At 64.9% G+C, this 19,693-nt stretch carries 18 protein-coding genes; all 18 read left to right on the plus strand.

Going from position 1 to position 19,693, the window contains the following annotated elements; translation table 11 throughout:
• Positions 1-64 precede the first annotated feature (64 nt).
• Positions 65-322: a DNA-directed RNA polymerase subunit omega gene (gene rpoZ / locus ACSU1L_RS02600; RefSeq protein WP_438254551.1), complete on the plus strand. Its 258-nt coding sequence runs from the start codon at positions 65-67 to the stop codon at positions 320-322.
• Between the two features lie 14 nt (positions 323-336).
• Entirely contained in the window at positions 337-1,533 is a 1,197-nt protein-coding gene (gene metK / locus ACSU1L_RS02605; RefSeq protein WP_439254623.1) for a methionine adenosyltransferase, read from the plus strand.
• Between the two features lie 22 nt (positions 1,534-1,555).
• On the plus strand, positions 1,556-3,496 hold the full coding sequence (locus ACSU1L_RS02610) for a primosomal protein N' (RefSeq protein WP_439254624.1): 1,941 nt from the start codon (positions 1,556-1,558) through the stop codon (positions 3,494-3,496).
• Positions 3,497-3,519: 23 nt separating this feature from the next.
• Positions 3,520-4,437 (plus strand): methionyl-tRNA formyltransferase, encoded by a 918-nt coding sequence (gene fmt, locus ACSU1L_RS02615; protein WP_439254625.1) that lies wholly within the window; start codon positions 3,520-3,522, stop codon positions 4,435-4,437.
• A gap of 92 nt (positions 4,438-4,529) precedes the next feature.
• Positions 4,530-5,882 carry an RsmB/NOP family class I SAM-dependent RNA methyltransferase gene (locus tag ACSU1L_RS02620; RefSeq protein WP_439254626.1) on the plus strand — a complete coding sequence of 451 codons (1,353 nt, stop codon included), beginning with the start codon at positions 4,530-4,532 and terminating at the stop codon, positions 5,880-5,882.
• A 12-nt stretch (positions 5,883-5,894) separates the two neighbouring features.
• Positions 5,895-6,575, plus strand: a complete 681-nt coding sequence (rpe, locus tag ACSU1L_RS02625) for a ribulose-phosphate 3-epimerase (protein ID WP_439254627.1) — start codon at positions 5,895-5,897, stop codon at positions 6,573-6,575.
• Positions 6,572-6,835: a phosphoribosyl-ATP diphosphatase gene (locus tag ACSU1L_RS02630; protein ID WP_439254628.1), complete on the plus strand. Its 264-nt coding sequence runs from the start codon at positions 6,572-6,574 to the stop codon at positions 6,833-6,835. The genes rpe and ACSU1L_RS02630 overlap by 4 nt, the downstream gene beginning before the upstream one ends.
• Before the next feature lie 39 nt (positions 6,836-6,874).
• The gene (gene hisG / locus ACSU1L_RS02635) at positions 6,875-7,714 is read left to right on the plus strand and encodes an ATP phosphoribosyltransferase (protein WP_438254561.1); all 840 of its coding nucleotides are present in this window, start codon (positions 6,875-6,877) and stop codon (positions 7,712-7,714) included.
• Positions 7,714-8,511, plus strand: coding sequence for an imidazole glycerol phosphate synthase subunit HisF (gene hisF / locus ACSU1L_RS02640; RefSeq protein WP_438254562.1), 798 nt, complete (start codon positions 7,714-7,716; stop codon positions 8,509-8,511). Before hisG ends, hisF begins: the two co-directional genes overlap by 1 nt.
• Positions 8,498-8,884, plus strand: coding sequence for a phosphoribosyl-AMP cyclohydrolase (gene hisI, locus ACSU1L_RS02645; RefSeq protein ID WP_438254563.1), 387 nt, complete (start codon positions 8,498-8,500; stop codon positions 8,882-8,884). Before hisF ends, hisI begins: the two co-directional genes overlap by 14 nt.
• Positions 8,881-9,465 (plus strand): Trp biosynthesis-associated membrane protein, encoded by a 585-nt coding sequence (locus ACSU1L_RS02650; RefSeq protein WP_438254564.1) that lies wholly within the window; start codon positions 8,881-8,883, stop codon positions 9,463-9,465. Before hisI ends, ACSU1L_RS02650 begins: the two co-directional genes overlap by 4 nt.
• Before the next feature lie 47 nt (positions 9,466-9,512).
• A complete protein-coding gene (locus ACSU1L_RS02655) occupies positions 9,513-9,743 on the plus strand; it encodes an HGxxPAAW family protein (RefSeq protein WP_438254857.1) in 231 nt (76 codons plus the stop codon).
• Positions 9,743-10,519: an indole-3-glycerol phosphate synthase TrpC gene (gene trpC, locus ACSU1L_RS02660; RefSeq protein WP_439254629.1), complete on the plus strand. Its 777-nt coding sequence runs from the start codon at positions 9,743-9,745 to the stop codon at positions 10,517-10,519. The genes ACSU1L_RS02655 and trpC overlap by 1 nt, the downstream gene beginning before the upstream one ends.
• On the plus strand, positions 10,516-11,736 hold the full coding sequence (gene trpB, locus ACSU1L_RS02665) for a tryptophan synthase subunit beta (RefSeq protein WP_439254630.1): 1,221 nt from the start codon (positions 10,516-10,518) through the stop codon (positions 11,734-11,736). Before trpC ends, trpB begins: the two co-directional genes overlap by 4 nt.
• Positions 11,733-12,536 (plus strand): tryptophan synthase subunit alpha, encoded by an 804-nt coding sequence (gene trpA / locus ACSU1L_RS02670; protein ID WP_438254567.1) that lies wholly within the window; start codon positions 11,733-11,735, stop codon positions 12,534-12,536. The genes trpB and trpA overlap by 4 nt, the downstream gene beginning before the upstream one ends.
• A gap of 10 nt (positions 12,537-12,546) precedes the next feature.
• The gene (gene lgt, locus ACSU1L_RS02675) at positions 12,547-13,548 is read left to right on the plus strand and encodes a prolipoprotein diacylglyceryl transferase (RefSeq protein ID WP_438254569.1); all 1,002 of its coding nucleotides are present in this window, start codon (positions 12,547-12,549) and stop codon (positions 13,546-13,548) included.
• 161 nt (positions 13,549-13,709) lie between these two features.
• Positions 13,710-18,233 (plus strand): glutamate synthase large subunit, encoded by a 4,524-nt coding sequence (gltB, locus tag ACSU1L_RS02680; protein WP_439254631.1) that lies wholly within the window; start codon positions 13,710-13,712, stop codon positions 18,231-18,233.
• A complete protein-coding gene (locus tag ACSU1L_RS02685; RefSeq protein WP_439254632.1) occupies positions 18,226-19,692 on the plus strand; it encodes a glutamate synthase subunit beta in 1,467 nt (488 codons plus the stop codon). Before gltB ends, ACSU1L_RS02685 begins: the two co-directional genes overlap by 8 nt.
• The last annotated feature ends 1 nt before the right edge of the window (position 19,693 follow it).

Here is a 19,693-nt window from a genome sequence, read left to right on the forward strand (position 1 = left end):
AAGGGGCGCGCGCCCGCCGATTCGACTTCGCGACGAACCCGTCGCCTGATCTGGAGGTCCCACCATGGCCGGACACCACACCAAGGGCATCATCGATCCCCCCATCGACAACCTGCTCGACCGCGTCGACTCGAAGTACGAGCTCGTGATCTACGCGTCCAAGCGTGCGCGTCAGATCAACGACTACTACGCAGATCTCCACGAGGGCAACCTGTTCGACAACGTCGGACCGCTGGTCGACTCGTCCGTCGAGGACAAGCCGCTCACCATCGCGCTTCACGAGATCAACGAGGACAAGCTGCGCCTTCGCCACGTCGAGTGAGGGCTGCTTCGTCGATGAGCGCGCTGCGCCTTTTCACGTCTGAGTCCGTCACCGAGGGACACCCTGACAAGATCTGCGACCAGATCTCTGACAGCATCCTCGATGGGCTGATCGCTAAAGACCCCGGTTCACGAGTCGCGGTGGAGACCCTGGTCACCACCGGACTCGTGCACGTTGCAGGAGAGATCCGCACCGAGGCGTACGTCGATATTCCGACGATCGTCCGCGAGGTCGTCAACAGCATCGGATACACGTCCAGTGAGACCGGTTTTGACGGCGATTCCTGTGGCGTGAGCATTTCGGTGGGGGAGCAATCCACCGATATCGCCCACGGCGTTGACCAGGCACAGGAACAGCGTGATGGCAGCTCGGTCGATGCGCTCGACAGCCTGGGCGCAGGCGATCAGGGCATCATGTTCGGGTTCGCGACGATCGAGACGCCGGAACTGATGCCGATGGCGGGGCACACTGCGCACCGGATCGCGGAGCGCCTCACCGAGGTGCGCCGTTCCGGCGAATTGGCCTTCCTGCGGCCGGACGGCAAGACCCAGGTCACACTCGGTTACGAGGGCTTCACGCCCAAGACGATCGATGCCGTCGTACTCTCCACGCAGCACCACCCCGACATTGCACAGGATGAGCTCAAGGAACAGGTTCGGCGCCTCGTCATCGACCCGGTTCTGGAGAGCACGGGCCTGGAGATGCCGGCAGCTGACCGCTACTTCATCAACCCGGCGGGCCCCTTCGTGACCGGTGGCCCCAAGGGCGACGCCGGGCTGACCGGTCGCAAGATCATCATCGACACCTACGGCGGTGCAGCGCGCCACGGCGGTGGTGCGTTCAGCGGCAAGGATCCGTCCAAGGTCGACCGCTCGGGCGCTTACGCGATGCGCTGGGTGGCGAAGAATGCCGTGGCAGCTGGCCTGGCCGATCGACTCGAAGTGCAGGTCGCCTATGCGATCGGCGTCGCGCGTCCGGTCGGACTGTATGTCGAGACATTCGGAACCGGAAAGGTCACCGACGAGGTGATCACCGAGGCGATTCGCACCGTCTTCGACCTCCGACCCCAGGCAATCATCGAAGAGCTGCAACTGCTGCGTCCGATCTACCGGCAGACCGCAGCATACGGACACTTCGGCCGTGAGCTTCCCGACTTCACGTGGGAGCGAACCGACCGCGCAGACGAGTTGCGCCGCGCCGCAGGACTGTGATGGGCACGCGCGGAGCCCGGCGATGAGCCGGCGCATCGCGCGGGTGCAGCTGGATTCTCCGCTGCCCCAGCTGGACCGGCTGTTCGACTACGCGCTACCGGCGGAACTCGGCGACGTCTCTCCCGGGGTTCGGGTGCGGGTGCCATTGCGCAGCGCCGGACGTCTTGTCGATGGTTACGTTGTCGAGGTGGCTGAAGAGGATGACGCTGAGCGCCCACTCTCCGAGGTGGACAACGTCGTATCGCAGATCGCCGTTCTACCGGATCGCCTCTACCGGCTCGCGCGTCGTACCGCGGACCGGGCAGCAGGGTCGGCATCCGACATTCTGCGTCTGGTGATCCCCAAACGACAGGTGCGTGTAGAGAAGGCCTGGAAGGCGGATGCACCGGTTCCTGTGTTGGGTCCGGATGCGATCGCCCGAGCCAGCGCAGTACTCAGCGAGTACGAGGGACTGAGCGCCGTGCTCGAGGAACGCGGACGAGCAGGGGTCGAAGCGATCCCCGGAATCCGCGACGATATGCCGCGGTGGACACAGCTGCTCGCGGCCGCCGCCACCCACACCCTTGCTGCCGGTGCATCATCGATCCTCGTGGTTCCCGATCACCGCGATCTGGATCGTCTTTTGACGGCGTTGGAGACGATGCTGCCCGCCGAAGCCATCGTGCGCCACGATTCGCGGCAGACAAATCCAGACCGCTATCGCGGGTTCTTGCGATCACTGGAAGACGCGCCCTGCGTGGTTGTCGGAAACCGCTCGGCCGTGTATTCGCCGGTGCGTGCGGGACTCGTGGCGATCTGGGATGACGGCGACTCGCTCCTCGGCGAGCCCCTCGCACCCTACGTGCACGCTCGGGACGCGGCGCTGCTGCGGCAGGAGCAGGAATCCTCTGCGCTGCTGGTGGCTGCGCACAGCCGGACCACCGACGTTGAGCGACTGGTGATCCACGGCTGGCTGCAGGACGTCCGTGCAGCGCGCCGGGTCCTGCCGAAGGTCGTGCTGAGCACACAGCATGAACTGGAAGCGCCCACGCAGCGGGTGCACTCCAGCGCTTTCGCAGCGGCCCGCACTGCCACCGAATCCGGCCCGGTGCTGGTTCAGGTTTCCCGACCCGGATTCTCGCCCACTCTCGTCTGCGCTGAATGCCGCGCGCCCGCACGCTGTGCACCCTGTGGCGGCCCGCTGGGCGCGCGCCATCGCGGTGCCGTGCCGGTGTGCGGCTGGTGCGGACGGTCGGCTCGGGCGTGGGCGTGCCCCTCGTGTTCATCCACTCAGCTGCGGTTGGCGTCATCCGGGAGTGAGCGAACCGCAGACGAGCTGGGGCGCGCATTCCCCGGCGTGCGCGTGATCATCGCCGATGGCGCCCACCCGGTCGAATCGGTGTCGGACAAGCCCGCACTCGTTGTCGCCACCAGGGGAGCGGAGCCGATCGCCGAGGGTGGATATCGTGCCGTTGTGCTGTTGGACGGCTCCCGAATGCTGCAGGCCCCCGACCTCCGCGTCGGTGAGTCGTGCCTGCGCTGGTGGTCGAATGCCGCCGCTCTGGCAGCTCCCGGAGCACCGATCCACCTGGTCGGCGTCGATGGACCGGTGGCTCGGGCGCTGGCGACCTGGAACCAGTCCGGTTACGCCCGTTCCGAGCTGGCGGAGCGTGCACCGCTGCACATGCCGCCGGCAGCGAGAGTCGCCCTGATCGAGGGGATCGGGGCATCCGTGGAGCGCGCACTCACGAGCCTGCGTGCACTGCCGTTACCGGCTGACGCCATTCTCGGCCCGGTGCCGATCGAATCCGATGAGGACCGTGTCCGGGCGCTCGTCCGCTTCGAGTACGCCGCCGGCGCGACAGTGGCGACGACACTTCGTGCTGCGGTCGTAGCCGAAGCTGTCAAACGGCGACGGGGCAAAGCAGGCAACAACCGCATCCCACTATCACTGCGGCTCGATATCCTCGATCCAGAGCTTTAATCCCTTCCTTCCGGAGAACCTTTATGCGCCTCGTCTTCGCCGGCACCCCCGCCGCAGCCGTCCCGACTCTGCGAACCCTCGTGCGTTCGCACGAGATCGCAGCCGTCATCACCCGACCGGATGCCCCGCTGGGGCGTAAACGCGTCCTCACCCCCTCACCCGTGGCTCAGGCTGCCGAGGAGCTGGGGCTGCCGATCATCAAGGCCGCACGCCTGGATGACGAGGCCACCGAAAAGATCACGGCGCTGGAGCCTGAACTGGGCGTCATCGTCGCCTATGGCGGGCTGGTGCGCGAGCCATTGCTGTCTGCTCCTGAACACGGGTGGATCAACCTGCACTTCTCGTTGCTGCCGCAGTGGCGGGGCGCTGCCCCCGTGCAGCGCGCGCTGATCGCCGGGGATACCGAACTCGGCGCCAGCGTCTTCCAGCTGGTTCCCGCGTTGGATGCCGGTGACGTCTATGCCGCTCGCACGGTGCCGGTTGCGGCGGACGCGACCGCGGACGTCGCCCTGCGGATCCTCGCGGACGACGGGGCAGGCCTGACAGCAGATGTCGTCGCATCCATCGCTGATGGCACCGGCGTGGCTGTTGCGCAGCAGGGCGAGGCCACCGTCGCCCCCAAGCTCACCCTCGAAGACGGTGCGCTGGAGTGGACGCAGTCCGCGGCCGAGCTGTTCGCCCGGTTCCGCGGCGTCACGCCCGAACCCGGCGCCCATACGACGGTCGAAGGACTTCGCGTGAAGGTCCTGGCGATGGCGCCGATCGACGCCGAGGCGCAGGCGCCCGGAACTGTCTGGACGACGAAACAGGCGCTGCTGGTCGGCACCGGAACATCACCCGTGGCCGTGACCCGCGTGCAGCCCGCTGGCAAGGGCGCGATGAATGCCACCGACTGGTGGCGGGGTCTCCGCGCCGACGAGAACGTGCGGTTCGGCGCATGACCGGCCAGCAGAGGCGCGGTAACGCCAGACAGAGTTCCCCGGCACGCGGAGCACAGCAGCGCCGCCCCGCGCGTGCGCCACAGGCACGCCAGGTGTCTCCTGCGCGACGCGTCGCCTACGACGTTCTCCGCGCCGTCAGCGACTCTGATGCCTATGCGAACCTGCTGCTGCCCTCGGCGATCGCCGAGGCCCAGCTGAACCCGCAGGATGCGGGGCTGGCGACCGAACTCACCTATGGCACGCTCCGCCGACGCGGCACCTACGACGCGATCATCGCCGCCGCTGCCGGCCGGCCAGCGGACGAGATCGACGCGCCGGTGCTCGACGCTCTGCGCCTCGCCACCCACCAGCTGCTCGCTACCCGCGTCGCCTCGCACGCAGCGGTCAACGAGTCCGTGAACCTCGTCTCTGATGCTGTCGGTCGGGGGCCGTCCGGATTCACCAATGCCGTGCTGCGTCGAATCTCTCAAGACACACCCGGTGTGTGGCAGGAACGCATCGAAGCGGCGGCACGCTCGGACGATGAGCGGCTGGGGCTGCGCACCGCGCACCCGGTTTGGATCATCCGCGCACTGCGGCGTGCACTCGCTGCCGAAGGCCGAGTCGAAGAGCTGGAAGAGCTCCTCGAGGCCGACAACATCTCGCCCCAGGTCACCCTCGTCGCCCTTCCCGGCCTCGCCGAGCGCGGTACTCCCGCCCGTCCCTACGCACCGACCGCATTCGCTTCACCGGGCGGAGACCCGCTGAAGATGATCTCCGAAGCCGGCGGGAGGATCCGCGTGCAGGACGAGGGCTCGCAGCTCGTCGCCCTCGCGCTGGCCGCTGCGAAGCCGATTGCGGCGGGGGAGCAGTGGCTCGACCTCTGTGCCGGCCCCGGCGGCAAGACAGCACTGCTTGCGGCCATCGCGAACCAGCACGAGGTTACGCTCGAAGCCAACGAGGTGATCCCGGCACGCGCAGGGCTCGTCCGCAAGGCGTTGCGGGCCGTCCCCGGTGAGGTCACTGTCCACGAGCAGGACGGGCGTGACCTGGTTGCAGCGAACCCTGCGCGGTTCGACCGGATCCTCGTCGACGCGCCTTGCACGGGACTGGGCGCTCTGCGTCGTCGCCCCGAAGCCCGCTGGCGCAAAACGCCGGCCGATGTCGCCGAGCTGGTTCCGCTGCAGGAGCAGCTGCTCGCCGGTGCCATCGATGCTCTCGCACCGGGAGGTGTGGTCGCGTACGTCACGTGCTCGCCGCACCTCGCCGAGACCAGCGGCGTGGTCGCCGAGGTGCTGCGCACCCGCGATGACGTCGTTGAACTGGATGCCGCGGCGATCCTCGCATCCCTCGTCGACAGTCCCATCGACCTCGCATCCGACGGGACCGGCAGAGTGCAGCTGTGGCCGCACCGCAACGGCACCGACGCGATGTTCCTCGCGCTCCTGCAGCGCACTATGAGCTAGGAGAATGACCCCATGAGCCTTCCCTCGGCCCCGCGCATCAACCCCAGCATCCTGTCCGCGGACTTCGTCAATATGCAGGCGGATCTGGAACGCATCGCATCCGCTGATTTCGTGCACGTCGATGTCATGGACAATCACTTCGTGCCCAATCTGACATTCGGGACGCAAATGGTGGAACGTATTCAAGCGACGAGCCCGGTGCCGCTGGATGTTCATCTCATGATCTCCGATGCCGATCGTTGGGCGCCGGGGTACGCCGAGCTGGGCGCAGCCAGCGTCACCTTCCATCTGGAAGCAGCGGCCCGTCCAGTGGAACTTGCCCGACGCCTCCGTGAGATCGGCTCCCGCGCCGGGGTCGCCATCAAACCGGACACTGCCGGTGACAGCCTCTACGAGATCATGGATGAGTTTGATCAGATCCTCGTGATGACTGTCGAACCCGGTTTCGGCGGTCAGGGCTTCCTGTCATCGACCATGCCGAAGCTGCGTGCGCTGGTCGAGGAAGCTCGGCGGCGCAACTCGACGGTCTGGTTCCAGGTCGACGGCGGCATATCACTCGACACGATTGCGCAGGCAGCCGAGGCGGGCGCCGACACATTCGTCGCGGGATCTGCCGTATTCGGTGCCGAGAACATCGAAGCGGCCATCCACGGGCTTCGAGAGCGTGCGCGAGCCGCTAGCCTGGAATCGTGAAGACTTTCGAAGAGCTGTTCGCTGAGCTCAGCGTCAAGGCCGAGACCCGCCCAACCGGATCCGGAACCGTCGCCGAGCTCGACGGCGGTGTACACACGATCGGCAAGAAGATCGTAGAAGAGGCAGCCGAGGTATGGATGGCTGCCGAGTACGAATCAAACGATGAAACTGCCGAGGAGATCTCGCAGCTGCTTTATCACCTGCAGGTGATGATGATCGCGAAGGGACTGAGCCTTCAGGATGTCTACCGACATCTGTGAAGCGTTCCCGACCCTTCCCCTCTGATCTGAAAGCGCCCCATGCTTCGTATTGCTGTCCCCAACAAGGGCTCACTGTCTGAGACCGCCGCCGAGATGCTCGCCGAAGCCGGTTATGCCGGCCGCCGTGATTCCAAGACTCTCCACCTCGTCGACGCACCCAACGGCGTTGAGTTCTTCTTCCTCCGCCCACGTGACATCGCCACGTACGTGGCATCGGGTGCGCTCGATGTGGGCATCACTGGCCGTGACCTGCTGCGCGATGTCCCCCAGCAGGCGCGGGAGATCCAAGAACTCGGATTCGCGCGGTCGACCTTCCGTTTCGCTGCTCCCAGCGGGCAGTACTCCACGATCGAGGAGCTTTCAGGAGCGCGCATCGCCTCCGCTTATCCCGGTCTGGTGGACCGCTTCCTGCGCGAGCACGGCATCGAGGCCACCCTGGTGTCGCTCGATGGGGCCGTAGAGTCCGCTGTGCGCTTGGGCGTTGCCGATGCGATCGCCGATGTCGTGGAGACGGGCACCACCCTGCGGCAGGCGGGGCTGGAGATCTTCGGTCCGGTCATCATCGAATCCGAAGCCGTTCTCATCAGCCGTCCCGGCGACGCGGAGGGAACCGACAAACTGCTGCGTCGCCTGCGCGGTGTAATCGTCGCACGACGGTATGCACTTCTGGACTACGTGCTTCCGGTCGAACTGCTCGAAAAAGCTGTTGCGATCGCTCCGGGCCGCGAGTCGCCGACGATTTCGCCGCTGAAGGACGATTCCATGGTGGCCGTGCGTGTGATGATCCCGCAGAAGGGCATCAACGGTGTGATGGATGATCTGTACGCTCTGGGCGCCAGAGCGTTGCTGGTCACCGCGATCCACGCTGCGAGGCTCTGATGACTCTCACCAGCCGAGTGATCCCCTGCCTCGATGTTGCAGCAGGTCGCGTCGTCAAAGGCGTGAATTTCGAGAACCTGCGCGACATGGGCGATCCTGTCGAACTCGCGGCGCACTACGCTGCGCAGGGAGCCGACGAGATCACCTTCCTCGATGTCACCGCCACGGTCGATGAGCGCGCGACCACCTATGACGTCGTTCAGCGCACCGCCGAACAGGTTTTCGTTCCGCTCACCGTTGGTGGGGGCATTCGCAGCGTCGAGGACGTCGCCCGGCTGCAGGGCGTTGGCGCAGACAAGATCGGTGTCAACTCAGCCGCGATCGCGCGACCCGATCTGATCGGCGAGATCGCGGATCGTTTCGGCTCGCAGGTGCTCGTACTCTCGCTCGACATCAAAAGGTCGACGACTACGGCATCCGGCTTCATGATCACCACCCATGGCGGACGCACGGCAACAACGCTGGACGCACTGGACTGGGCACGTGAGGCGATCGAGCGCGGTGCCGGTGAACTGCTGGTCAACTCCATCGACGCCGACGGTACCCGCGACGGCTTCGATCTCGAGTTGGTGCGCCTGATGCGTGAAGTCTCGTCGGTTCCCGTGATCGCTTCCGGCGGCGCGGGCGCTGTCACCGACTTCGCGCCCGCGATCAAGGCCGGTGCGGATGCTGTGCTGGCCGCGAGTGTCTTTCACTCTGGGGCGTTCACCATCGGTGACGTCAAAGCCGCTATGCGTGCTGAGGGGATTCTGGTTCGAGACGCGGCATCTAGCGAGCGGGGCGATGCTGATGACTGATCTGGAAGCGCGCATCGCCCAGGTGGTGTGGAACGCCGACGGCTTGGCGCCCGCGATCGTGCAGCAGTGGGACACGCGTGAGGTTCTCATGCTGGCTTGGCTGGATGCTGAGGCTCTTCGGCGCACTCTGACTACCGGTCGCGTCACCTACTGGTCCCGCTCACGGCAGGAATACTGGCGCAAGGGCGATACCTCAGGCCACGTGCAGCAGGTGCGCGAAGCGCGTCTGGATTGCGACGGTGACGCCATCCTGCTGCTCGTCGAGCAGATCGGACCCGCGTGCCACACCGGAACACGCACATGCTTCGATGCGAACGACCTCGAAGCTGTCGCCTTTTCCGCTGAACAGGCGGAGTCAGGCACCCCAGAATGAACGCGGTCAAGCGCGGCCGCAGCACCGCGGCCATCGGATTTCTGCTCGCGGGCGGCATCGGAATCATCTCGTCTACGCAGACCTGGCTGACACTCCAGCGCTCCGATGGCGGTGAGCCGATTCTGATCCCCGGTGCGGATGCTCTCGCGCTGCTGGCACCTCTGAGTCTTGCCGTGCTCGCGCTCGGCGCGGCGCTGGCCATCGCCGGAGTGGTGCTGCGCTATGTCTTTGCGGCCATTGCGCTGCTCGCCGGAGGCTTTCTGACCTGGTGGACGGCCGAGATCCTCATCGAGGCGCCCGAGGCCGCGTACGCTCCGACGGTGACTGAGACCACGGGTCTTGCCGGCGGAACAGCCGTTGCCGACGTCATCCAAACGCTCTCTCCATCTCTGTGGCCGTGGGCTGCTCTGATCGGATGGGTGCTGTTGATCGCCACCGCGCTGTTCGTGCTGTCGACGGCGAGGCGGTGGAAGAGCGGGGGCAAGCGCTACCGCACCGACACCGTTCACGACGCTGAGGGCACCGTTGATGCCATTGACTCCTGGGATGACCTGTCGCGCGGGACAGACCCCACCCAGTGACCCGGATAGACTGATTGCAATACCCCATGACTGCCTCGGAGGAGAACATGACCAACCCCATTGCTGACCCCGGCCACGGACACTCGCCTGCGGCTTGGACCGCTGTGGTGGTCATGCTGATCGGCGTCGCGGCCGGCACGGTAGCGTTCTGCTTCGAAGCGCCGCTGTTTGTGTGGATTTCGGTCGGCATCATCGTCGTCGGCGCTCTTCTCGGCCCGATTCTGGCGAAAGCCGGATGGGGAGTGAACGGACCCAAGTACTCGCCGAAGGGCCACTGATGGTCCTCGCCGACCTGACGGCCGGCGCAGTTCAGGACGCTGAGCGTCGTGCGCTGACACGCCCCCTCGCCGAGGTCGAAAAGGCCGCGCTCGCGCGCCCAGCGGCCAGGGATGCGCTGGCCGCACTCGCTCCGGCAGAACGCGTCAAGATCATCGCCGAGGTCAAGCGCGCGAGTCCTTCTCGCGGTGCTCTCGCCGAGATTCCGGATCCTGCGCACCAGGCGGGCCTCTACGAGCTCGGTGGCGCCTCGGCGATCAGCGTGCTCACCGAAGAGCGCCGTTTCGGCGGAAGCCTGGCCGACCTCGAGGCCGTCACCGATCGCGTCTCGGTTCCGGTGCTGCGCAAAGACTTCATCGCCACCCCGTATCAGGTGCTCGAAGCGCGCGCGGCGGGGGCCGATCTCGCCCTGCTGATCGTTGCAGGTCTGGAGCCGAAGGTGCTGCAGCAGCTCTACACCCTGATCACGGAACTCGGGATGACCCCGCTGGTGGAGACCCATTCGGCAGAGGAGCTCGAAGCAGCGATCGACCTGGGCGCAGCACTCATCGGAGTGAACGCTCGCAATCTCAAGACGCTGGAGCTGGACCGCGACCTGTTCAGCACTCTGGTGGACCGGATTCCTGCGGATGCTGTGAAGATCGCTGAGTCTGCTGTGCTCGAGCCCGCCGACGTCGCGCGCTACCGCTCTGCAGGAGCAGACGTGGTGCTGATCGGCGAAGCGCTGGTGACCGGGGACCCGGTCGCCACCCTGAAGAGTTTCCTGGAGGTGGGATGAGCCTGCGCGACCAGCCGGGTCCGTTCTTCGGCGAGTTCGGCGGCCGGTACATGCCGGAGTCGCTCATCGCAGCGATCGATGAACTGACCGTGGCCTACGAAGAAGCCATCGCTGACGAGGCGTTTCGTGCAGAGCTCGCCGGACTGCTGGGCAGCTACGCTGGCCGGCCCTCGGCGCTGACCGAGGTGCAGCGCTTCGCGGCCCATGCCGGCGGCGCACGGGTGTTCCTCAAGCGTGAAGATCTGAACCACACCGGCAGCCACAAGATCAACAACGTGCTCGGTCAGGCGCTGCTCACCAAGCGCTTGGGCAAGACACGCGTGATCGCCGAGACCGGAGCCGGTCAGCACGGTGTCGCCACAGCGACAGCGGCAGCGCTGTTCGGCCTGGACTGCACGATCTACATGGGCGAAGTCGACACCGAGCGTCAGGCATTGAACGTTGCGCGCATGCGTCTGCTGGGTGCCGAGGTCGTTTCCGTCACCACCGGTTCGCGCACCCTCAAGGATGCGATCAACGACGCGTACCGCGACTGGGTCGCCACCGTCGAGACCACCAACTACATCTTCGGTACCGCCGCCGGTCCCCACCCGTTCCCCGCGATGGTGCGTGACTTCCAGAAGATCATCGGAGAAGAGGCCCGCCAGCAGCTGCTGGACGAGGTCGGTCGTCTGCCTGACGCCGTCGTGGCGTGCGTGGGCGGCGGATCGAACGCGATCGGTATGTTTGACGCTTTCCTGGATGACGAGAACGTGAAGCTCTACGGTGTGGAAGCTGCCGGTGACGGCGTGGACACCGACAGGCATGCGGCATCGATCGAGCGTGGTCGTCCGGGCGTGCTGCACGGTGCACGTACGTACCTGCTGCAGGATGAGGACGGCCAGACGATCGAGTCCCACTCGATCTCGGCGGGCTTGGACTATCCCGGCGTCGGCCCCGAGCACTCCTGGCTCGCCGATATCGGCCGTGCGGAGTACATTCCCGCAACCGATGATGAGGCGATGCAGGCGCTACGACTTCTGAGTCGCACCGAGGGCATCATTCCGGCGATTGAATCGGCCCATGCACTGGCCGGCGCGCTTCGGTTGGGTGCAGAACTCGGGCCGGATGCGATCATCGCGGTGTGTCTGTCCGGACGCGGCGACAAAGACATGGATACGGCCGCGCGCTACTTCGATCTGTATGACAGCGCCGCCGGTATGGAGACTGCCCGATGAGTCGTATCGAACGCGCCCTGCAAAAGGCTCAGGATGCTGGACGCGGTGCGTTCATCGGCTACCTGCCGGTTGGTTTCCCGGATCTTGAGACCAGCATCCAGGCCGCGATCACACTCGCTGAGAACGGCGCCGACGTCATCGAACTCGGTCCGCCCTACAGCGACCCGGTGATGGACGGACCAATCATCCAGGAAGCCACCCGCAGCGCACTGGCAGCGGGTTTCAGAACCCGCGACCTGTTCACTGCGGTGAAGGCCATCGCGGCGGCCACTGATGTGCCCGTCGTGGTGATGACCTATTGGAACCCGATCGTGCAGTACGGCATCGACCGCTACGCCGATGACCTTCTGGCGGCCGGCGGTGCGGGGATCATCACTCCAGACATCACGCCAGAAGCGGCAGGGGAGTGGATCGCCGCCAGCGAACGCACCGGTCTGGATCGGATCTTCCTGGCAGCCCCCACCTCCACCGACGAACGCCTCGAGCTCGTCGTGAAGTCCTCGACCGGATTCATTTACACGGTCTCCACCATGGGCATCACGGGCGAGCGTGCGCAACTCGATAAGGCAGCGCGCACGCTGGTCAGCCGCCTGCGTACGCACGGCGCGACTCGCGCCTGTGTCGGCATCGGCATCTCCACCGCCGACCAGATCGCGGACGTCGTCGACTACGCCGACGGCGCGATCGTTGGAACCGCCCTCGTACGCGCTCTGCGCGACGGGGGACTGGATGCCCTGGCCGACGTCACCAAAACCCTCACCGCCGGCACTTCGTCGGCGGCCACCTCACACGGGAACTAGAATCGCACTCATGTCCCTCGCGCTCCACACAGCCTTCACCGGCGTGCTCACCAGCATCCCGAGCCCCGCTGTCAGCTACATCGACCTCGGTCCGCTGCGGATTCACTTCTACGCGCTGTGCATCATCGCCGGCATTGTGGTGGCCACGCTTCTGACCAATAACAGGCTGACCCGGCGTGGAGCAGAGCCGTGGGTTGTCATCGACATCGCGATCCTCGCCGTTCCGCTGGCGATCATCGGCGCGCGCATCTTCCACGTGCTCACGCATCCGAACTTCTACTTCGGAGAAGGCAAGAACACCTGGAATCCCTTGGAGCCGGGTTCGGTCTGGGCGATCTGGGAGGGCGGTATCGCCATCTTCGGTGCGCTTCTGGGCGGTGCCGTCGGCGCATACCTCGGCTGCAAGTGGACCGGCATCCGGTTCTGGACATTCGCAGACGCTCTCGCGCCCGGCTTGCTGCTGGCACAGGCGATGGGTCGTTTCGGCAACTGGTTCAACCACGAACTGTTCGGCCTTCCCACCGATCTTCCCTGGGGCCTGGAGATCGAATCGGACAATGTAGCCTTCCCTCCCGGCCTTGCCGAGGGCACCCTATTTCACCCGACGTTCCTCTATGAGGTCATCTGGAACGTGCTCGGCGTCTTCTTCCTGCTGTGGATCGGTCACAAGCTCAGCCTGCAGTGGGGCAAGGTCTTCGCGATCTACCTCATCTGGTACAGCGCCGGCCGCATCCTTTGGGAATCGATTCGTATCGACCCGAGCGAGATCATCCTGGGTCTGCGCAGCAACGTGTGGGCAGCGATTCTCAGCGTCGTCGTCGGTATCGTCATCCTGATCGTGCAGAGCCGCCGTCACACCGGACGTGAGGCATCGCCGTACGTCCCCGGACGGGGCCGGAAGGATGCCGACGCTGTTGTAGAATCGCAGAACAATCTCGACGACTTCGTCGATGTGAGCGAGCCTCCCGTCGAAGTTTCCACCGGAGCCACCGCCACAAGCACCGCTCCCTGAGTGAGGGAAGCTCCCGAAGCCTCACTCGCCGAGTAAGGAATCCATTGCACTGAACGAGCGGGCCAACGTCGTCCCCAGTGTCACTTGAGTATCTGAGGACGGTACAGGTGTACTTTCAACCTCCCTATGGCGCATCAGGCGCTTACCCCCCGAAGCAGGGCATGTACAACCCGGCATTCGAAAAGGATGCCTGCGGCCTAGCCATGGTCGCAACGCTCCGCGGAAGCGCGGGGCACGACATCATCCAGTTAGCACTAGAGGCCTTACGCAACCTCGAGCACCGCGGCGCTATCGGTTCCGACTCCGGAACGGGCGACGGGGCAGGCATCCTCACGCAGATGCCAGATGCGTTCCTCCGCGAAGTTACCGACTTCGATCTTCCCGCCGCAGGCGAGTACGCCGCAGGCCTCACCTTCTTGCCGTTGCACGCCGCAGAGCGCCGCACCCAGAAGGCGGGCGTTGAGAAGATCGCTCGCGAAGAGGGCCTCACGGTGCTGGGCTGGCGAGTGGTTCCCACCGCCAACCAGAACCTCGGCAAGCTCGCCGACGAAGCGCGTCCTGCGTTCGAGCAGCTCTTCGTCGCCACGAATCCTGCTCCCGCGGATCAGCAGCGACTCTCCGGTATCGCGCTGGATCGCGCCGCGTATCGGCTTCGCAAGCGCGCGGGTCATGAGCTCGGGGCGTATTTCGTTTCCCTGTCCAGCCGAACCATCGGCTACAAGGGAATGGTCACCACCCTTCAGCTCGAGCCGTTTTACCCGGATCTGCAGGACGAGCGGTTCGCCTCGGAGCTTGCGGTTGTGCACTCCCGCTACTCGACGAACACTTTCCCGTCGTGGCCGCTCGCGCAGCCGCTGCGGATGCTGGCGCACAACGGCGAGATCAACACCGTCGGCGGCAACCGCAATTGGATGCGTGCACGACAGTCCCAGCTCGAATCGGAGCTGCTCGGAAACATTCGCCCGCTGCTGCCCATCTGCACCCCCGGAGCCAGCGACTCGGCATCCTTCGACGAGGTCCTGGAACTGCTGACTCTCACCGGCCGCAGCCTGCCCCACGCGATCATGATGATGGTGCCGGAGGCCTATGAGAAGCAGACGGACATCGCGCCGGACCTGCGCGCCTTCTACGAGTACCACTCCAATCACATGGAGCCCTGGGACGGCCCCGCCGCTCTCATCTTCACCGACGGCACACTGGTCGGCGCAACCCTTGATCGCAACGGGTTGCGCCCGGGCCGTTGGACCGAGACGACGGACGGGCTGGTCGTGATCGGCTCCGAGACCGGCGTCCTGGAGTTCGAGCCGGAGCGCATCAAGCGCCGCGGACGGTTGCAGCCGGGCAAGATGTTCCTTGTCGATACCGAGGCCGGGCGGATCATCGAGGACGAGGAGATCAAGCACGACCTTGCGACGATGCATCCGTGGCAGGAATGGCTCGATGAGGGCACCGTGCGGCTAGCGGAACTTCCCGAGCGCGAACACATCGTGCACCCGCCGGCATCCATCACGCGGCGCCAGCGCACATTCGGCTACACCGAAGAAGAAGTGCGCATTCTGCTCACGCCGATGGGACAGCACGGCGCAGAGCCTTTGGGCGCGATGGGATCTGACACACCGATCGCCGTGCTCAGCGAGCGTCCGCGTCTGCTGTTCGACTACTTCACCCAGCAGTTCGCTCAGGTGACGAACCCGCCGCTGGATTCGATCCGGGAAGAGGTCGTCACCAGCCTTCGGCTCGGGCTCGGCCCGGAGCGGAACCTGCTGAGCTGGGGTCCGGAGCACACCCGTACCGTCACCCTCGATTTCCCGGTGATCGATAACGACGAACTGGCGAAGATCCGCTATATCGACCGGGCGCTGCCGAATCGCTCGGCCGTCACGATCAGTGGCCTTTATCATTTCGACGCTGGCGCTCATACGATGCAGGAACGGCTCACCCAGATGTGTGCCGAGGTCGACGACGCGATCGCCAGCGGGGCCGAATTCATCATTCTTTCCGATCGGGACTCGAACAAGGACCTCGTCCCGATCCCGTCGCTGCTCATGGTCTCGGCAATCCATCACCATCTAATCCGGCGCGAGAACCGCATGAAGGTCGGCCTGATCGTCGAAGCAGGCGATGTGCGTGAGGTGCATCATGTGGCGACCCTGATGGGCTATGGGGCCTCCGCGGTGAACCCGTACCTGGCGATGGAAACTGTCGAGCATCTGGTTCGTACCGGCTTCATCACCGGGATCACCCCGGAGACGGCGGTCCGCAACCTGATCTACGCGCTCGGCAAGGGCGTTTTGAAGATCATGTCCAAGATGGGCATCTCCACGATCTCGTCGTACTCGGGCGCTCAGGTGTTCGAAGCAGTTGGTCTGGGCCAGGAGTTCGTCGACGCATACTTCACCGGAACCGAGACCAAACTCGGCGGCATCGACATCGAAGACGTGTTCGCGGAGAATCAGGCCCGTCACGACTATGCATATCCGGAGGACGCGGCAGCGCGTGCACATGAGCGCCTGTGGACCGGTGGGGAGTACCAGTGGCGACGTGACGGCTCGCCTCACCTGTTTAACCCCGAGACGGTGTTCCGACTGCAGCACTCCACGCGTAATCGGCGATACGACATCTTCCGCGAATACACCAAGCTCGTTGATGACCAGGCTGCTGAGCTGAAGACGCTGCGCGGGCTGTTCCGGCTGCGTCAGGGAGCGCACCCTGCTGTGCCACTGGATGAGGTCGAATCCGTGAGTTCGATCGTGAAGCGATTCTCGACCGGCGCAATGAGCTACGGCTCTATCTCACGCGAAGCGCATGAGACCCTGGCCATCGCCATGAACAGTATCGGCGGCAAATCGAACACCGGTGAGGGCGGCGAGGACGTCGATCGGCTGCTGGATACTGAACGACGCAGTTCTATCAAGCAGGTTGCATCCGGTCGGTTCGGCGTGACGAGTCTGTATCTGACGAAGTCCGACGATATCCAGATCAAGCTCGCACAGGGTGCGAAGCCCGGCGAAGGCGGGCAATTGCCACCGGGCAAGGTCTACCCTTGGGTTGCGCGGACGCGTCATGCCACCGCGGGAGTCGGTCTCATTTCGCCGCCACCGCACCATGACATCTACTCGATCGAAGATCTGAAGCAGCTCATTTTCGATCTGAAACGCGCGAACCCCGGGGCGCGGATCCACACCAAGCTCGTGAGCCAATCCGGCATCGGTGCGGTCTCCGCCGGTGTCGCGAAGGCGCTCAGCGATGTCATCCTGGTTTCCGGACACGACGGCGGGACGGGAGCGAGTCCACTCAATTCGCTGAAACACGCGGGGACACCCTGGGAGCTGGGCCTCGCTGAAACTCAGCAGACACTCATGCTCAACGGCATGCGCGATCGCGTTGTGGTGCAGGTTGATGGACAGCTCAAAACCGGACGCGACGTCATCATCGGTGCACTGCTGGGTGCGGAGGAATTCGGATTCGCAACCGCTCCGCTGGTCGTCAGCGGATGCATCATGATGCGCGTATGTCATTTGGACACCTGTCCAGTGGGCGTCGCGACGCAGAACCCGGTGTTGCGCGAGCGTTTCACGGGTAAACCGGAATTCGTCGTCAATTTCATGGAGTTCATCGCTGAAGAGGTGCGCGAGATCCTCGCCGAACTCGGTTTCCGTTCGCTTGATGAGATCATCGGCCGCGCCGACCTCATCGAGGCGAATGCGGCGATAGCTCACTGGAAAGCGGACGGTCTGGATCTTTCCCCGATCCTGGAAGGACCGGAGTTCCCCGCATCCGAGCCTCGTCGGAGTGGACGCCCGCAAGAGCACGAACTCGATAAGCACTTTGATGTTCAGCTCATAACGATGGCGAAGGATGCTCTCGAGGAGAAGGCTCCGGTCGTCGCCGCGTTGCCGATTCGCAACACCGAGCGCGCCGTCGGCACCATGCTCGGTCATGAGGTGACTACCCGGTTCGGCGCAGCGGGACTGCCGCGCGAGACGATCGATGTGACCCTGCACGGCACCGCTGGGCAGTCGCTCGGAGCGTTCCTGCCCGCAGGAATCATCCTCCGACTCGAGGGCGACGCGAATGACTACGTGGGCAAGGGGCTGTCCGGAGGCGATATCGTCGTTCGCCCACCGCGCAGCTCGAGCTATGCCCCGCATGAGAATGTGATCGCCGGCAACGTCATCGGCTACGGCGCGACTTCGGGAGCGATGTTTATCTCCGGAGTCGTAGGGGAGCGGTTCCTGGTGCGAAACTCCGGTGCGACCGCGGTCGTCGAAGGAGTCGGCGACCACGCCTTGGAATACATGACCGGTGGTGTGGCCGTGATTCTGGGAAACACCGGGCGCAACCTCGGCGCCGGGATGTCCGGCGGTGTGGCTTACGTTCACGCGCTGCGTACCGAGAACGTCAACCAGCAGTCTCAGGAAAGCGGAGAATTGCAGCTGCGAGAGCTCGACCGGGCGGATCTCGAAGTACTGCGCAGCCTGCTCGCCGAGCATGCCGAGCGTACCGATTCTCCATTGGCTCAGCGGATGCTGGACGGCTTCGATGTCGTGGCATCCGAATTCGTAAAAGTACTGCCGCGTGACTTCGCGGCGGTGCAGTCCATGCGCCAGGAAGCAGAGGCAGCCGGTATCGATCCGGATGGCGACGCAGTCTGGAGCCGGATCCTGGAGGTGACCGGTGGCTGATCCCAAGGGCTTTCTGAAGGTGACGGAGCGCGAGCTGCCCGCACGGCGCCCCGTTCCGGTTCGCATCATGGATTGGAAAGAGGTCTACGAGCCGGGGGAGACGGCGGTGCTGCGCCGTCAGGCAGGCCGCTGCATGGACTGCGGTGTGCCGTTCTGTCACCAGGGGTGCCCGCTCGGCAATCTCATTCCCGAGTGGAACGATCTGACCTGGCGCGGCGAGGATCGTTCGGTTATCGAACGCCTCCACGCGACGAACAACTTTCCCGAGTTCACGGGCCGGCTGTGTCCTGCACCGTGCGAAAGCGCATGCGTGCTGGGAATCAACCAACCCGCGGTGACCATCAAGCAGGTCGAGGTCTCGATCATCGACAACGCTTTCAACAGAGGGTGGGTGGAGCCGCAGCCGCCTGAGCGACTCACCGGGAAGACCGTCGCTGTCGTCGGCTCGGGCCCGGCGGGGCTCGCGGCCGCTCAGCAGTTGACGCGGGCCGGACACACGGTTGCTGTCTTTGAGCGGGACGACCGTATCGGCGGGCTGCTGCGGTACGGCATCCCGGACTTCAAGATGGAGAAGTCTCACGTCGAGGCCCGCCTGCATCAGATGCAGGAAGAGGGCACCCGCTTCCGCGCCGGAGTGGAGATCGGCCGGGACATCAGTTGGGCGGATCTGCGGGCACGTTATGACGCCGTGGTGATCGCCACCGGTTCGACGGTGCCACGCGATCTACCGTTGCCGGGGCGTGATCTGGACGGTGTGCACTTCGCGATGGAGTACCTCGTGGAGTCGAACCATGCCGTTGCCGGTGACACGGTGACAGATCAGATCACGGCCAAGGGCAAGCACGTCATCGTCATCGGCGGCGGAGATACCGGTGCTGACTGCATCGGAACCGCGCACCGGCAGGGGGCATTGAGCGTCACGAATTTGGCCATCGGCACGCAACCCGGCACCGAACGGCCCGATCATCAGCCCTGGCCGATGATGCCGAACATCTTCGAGGTGCAGTCCGCGCATGAAGAAGGCGGTGAACGTCACTACCTGGCATCCACTGTCGAGTTCCTCGCGAACGCGGCCGGTGAGGTACGCGCGTTGCGCGTCGCTGAAACTGAGTACGTCGACGGCAAGCGTGTGCCCAAGAGCGGTACGGAGCGTGAGATCCCGGCGGACTTGATCCTGATCGCGATGGGATTCACCGGTCCCGAACACGATCTGTTCACCGATGAGCTGCGGCCAGAGGTGACGACATCGGGTGGCTTCGCGCGCGATGGGGCGTACGCGTCTACGATTCCCGGCGTTTTCGTCGCCGGTGACGCTGGCCGCGGCCAGTCGCTCATCGTGTGGGCGATTGCTGAAGGGCGGGCTGCGGCAGCAAGTGTCGACCGGTTCCTGATGGGGGAGTCGGTATTGCCGTCGCCCGTTATGCCGAATGATGTCGCGATCGGCCTGCAGCCCGCGTAGG

Origin of the sequence: Microbacterium sp. A94 (assembly GCF_051842855.1) — a bacterium.
Classification (GTDB): Bacteria; Actinomycetota; Actinomycetes; order Actinomycetales; family Microbacteriaceae; genus Microbacterium.

Coding starts and splice junctions, on each gene's coding strand:
- rpoZ (WP_438254551.1), top strand. CDS start 65: ATGGCCGGACACCACACCAAGGGCATCATCGATCCCCCCATCGACAAC.
- metK (WP_439254623.1), top strand. CDS start 337: ATGAGCGCGCTGCGCCTTTTCACGTCTGAGTCCGTCACCGAGGGACAC.
- ACSU1L_RS02610 (WP_439254624.1), top strand. CDS start 1,556: ATGAGCCGGCGCATCGCGCGGGTGCAGCTGGATTCTCCGCTGCCCCAG.
- fmt (WP_439254625.1), top strand. CDS start 3,520: ATGCGCCTCGTCTTCGCCGGCACCCCCGCCGCAGCCGTCCCGACTCTG.
- rpe (WP_439254627.1), top strand. CDS start 5,895: ATGAGCCTTCCCTCGGCCCCGCGCATCAACCCCAGCATCCTGTCCGCG.
- hisG (WP_438254561.1), top strand. CDS start 6,875: ATGCTTCGTATTGCTGTCCCCAACAAGGGCTCACTGTCTGAGACCGCC.
- hisF (WP_438254562.1), top strand. CDS start 7,714: ATGACTCTCACCAGCCGAGTGATCCCCTGCCTCGATGTTGCAGCAGGT.
- hisI (WP_438254563.1), top strand. CDS start 8,498: ATGCTGATGACTGATCTGGAAGCGCGCATCGCCCAGGTGGTGTGGAAC.
- ACSU1L_RS02650 (WP_438254564.1), top strand. CDS start 8,881: ATGAACGCGGTCAAGCGCGGCCGCAGCACCGCGGCCATCGGATTTCTG.
- ACSU1L_RS02655 (WP_438254857.1), top strand. CDS start 9,513: ATGACCAACCCCATTGCTGACCCCGGCCACGGACACTCGCCTGCGGCT.
- trpC (WP_439254629.1), top strand. CDS start 9,743: ATGGTCCTCGCCGACCTGACGGCCGGCGCAGTTCAGGACGCTGAGCGT.
- trpB (WP_439254630.1), top strand. CDS start 10,516: ATGAGCCTGCGCGACCAGCCGGGTCCGTTCTTCGGCGAGTTCGGCGGC.
- trpA (WP_438254567.1), top strand. CDS start 11,733: ATGAGTCGTATCGAACGCGCCCTGCAAAAGGCTCAGGATGCTGGACGC.
- lgt (WP_438254569.1), top strand. CDS start 12,547: ATGTCCCTCGCGCTCCACACAGCCTTCACCGGCGTGCTCACCAGCATC.
- gltB (WP_439254631.1), top strand. CDS start 13,710: ATGTACAACCCGGCATTCGAAAAGGATGCCTGCGGCCTAGCCATGGTC.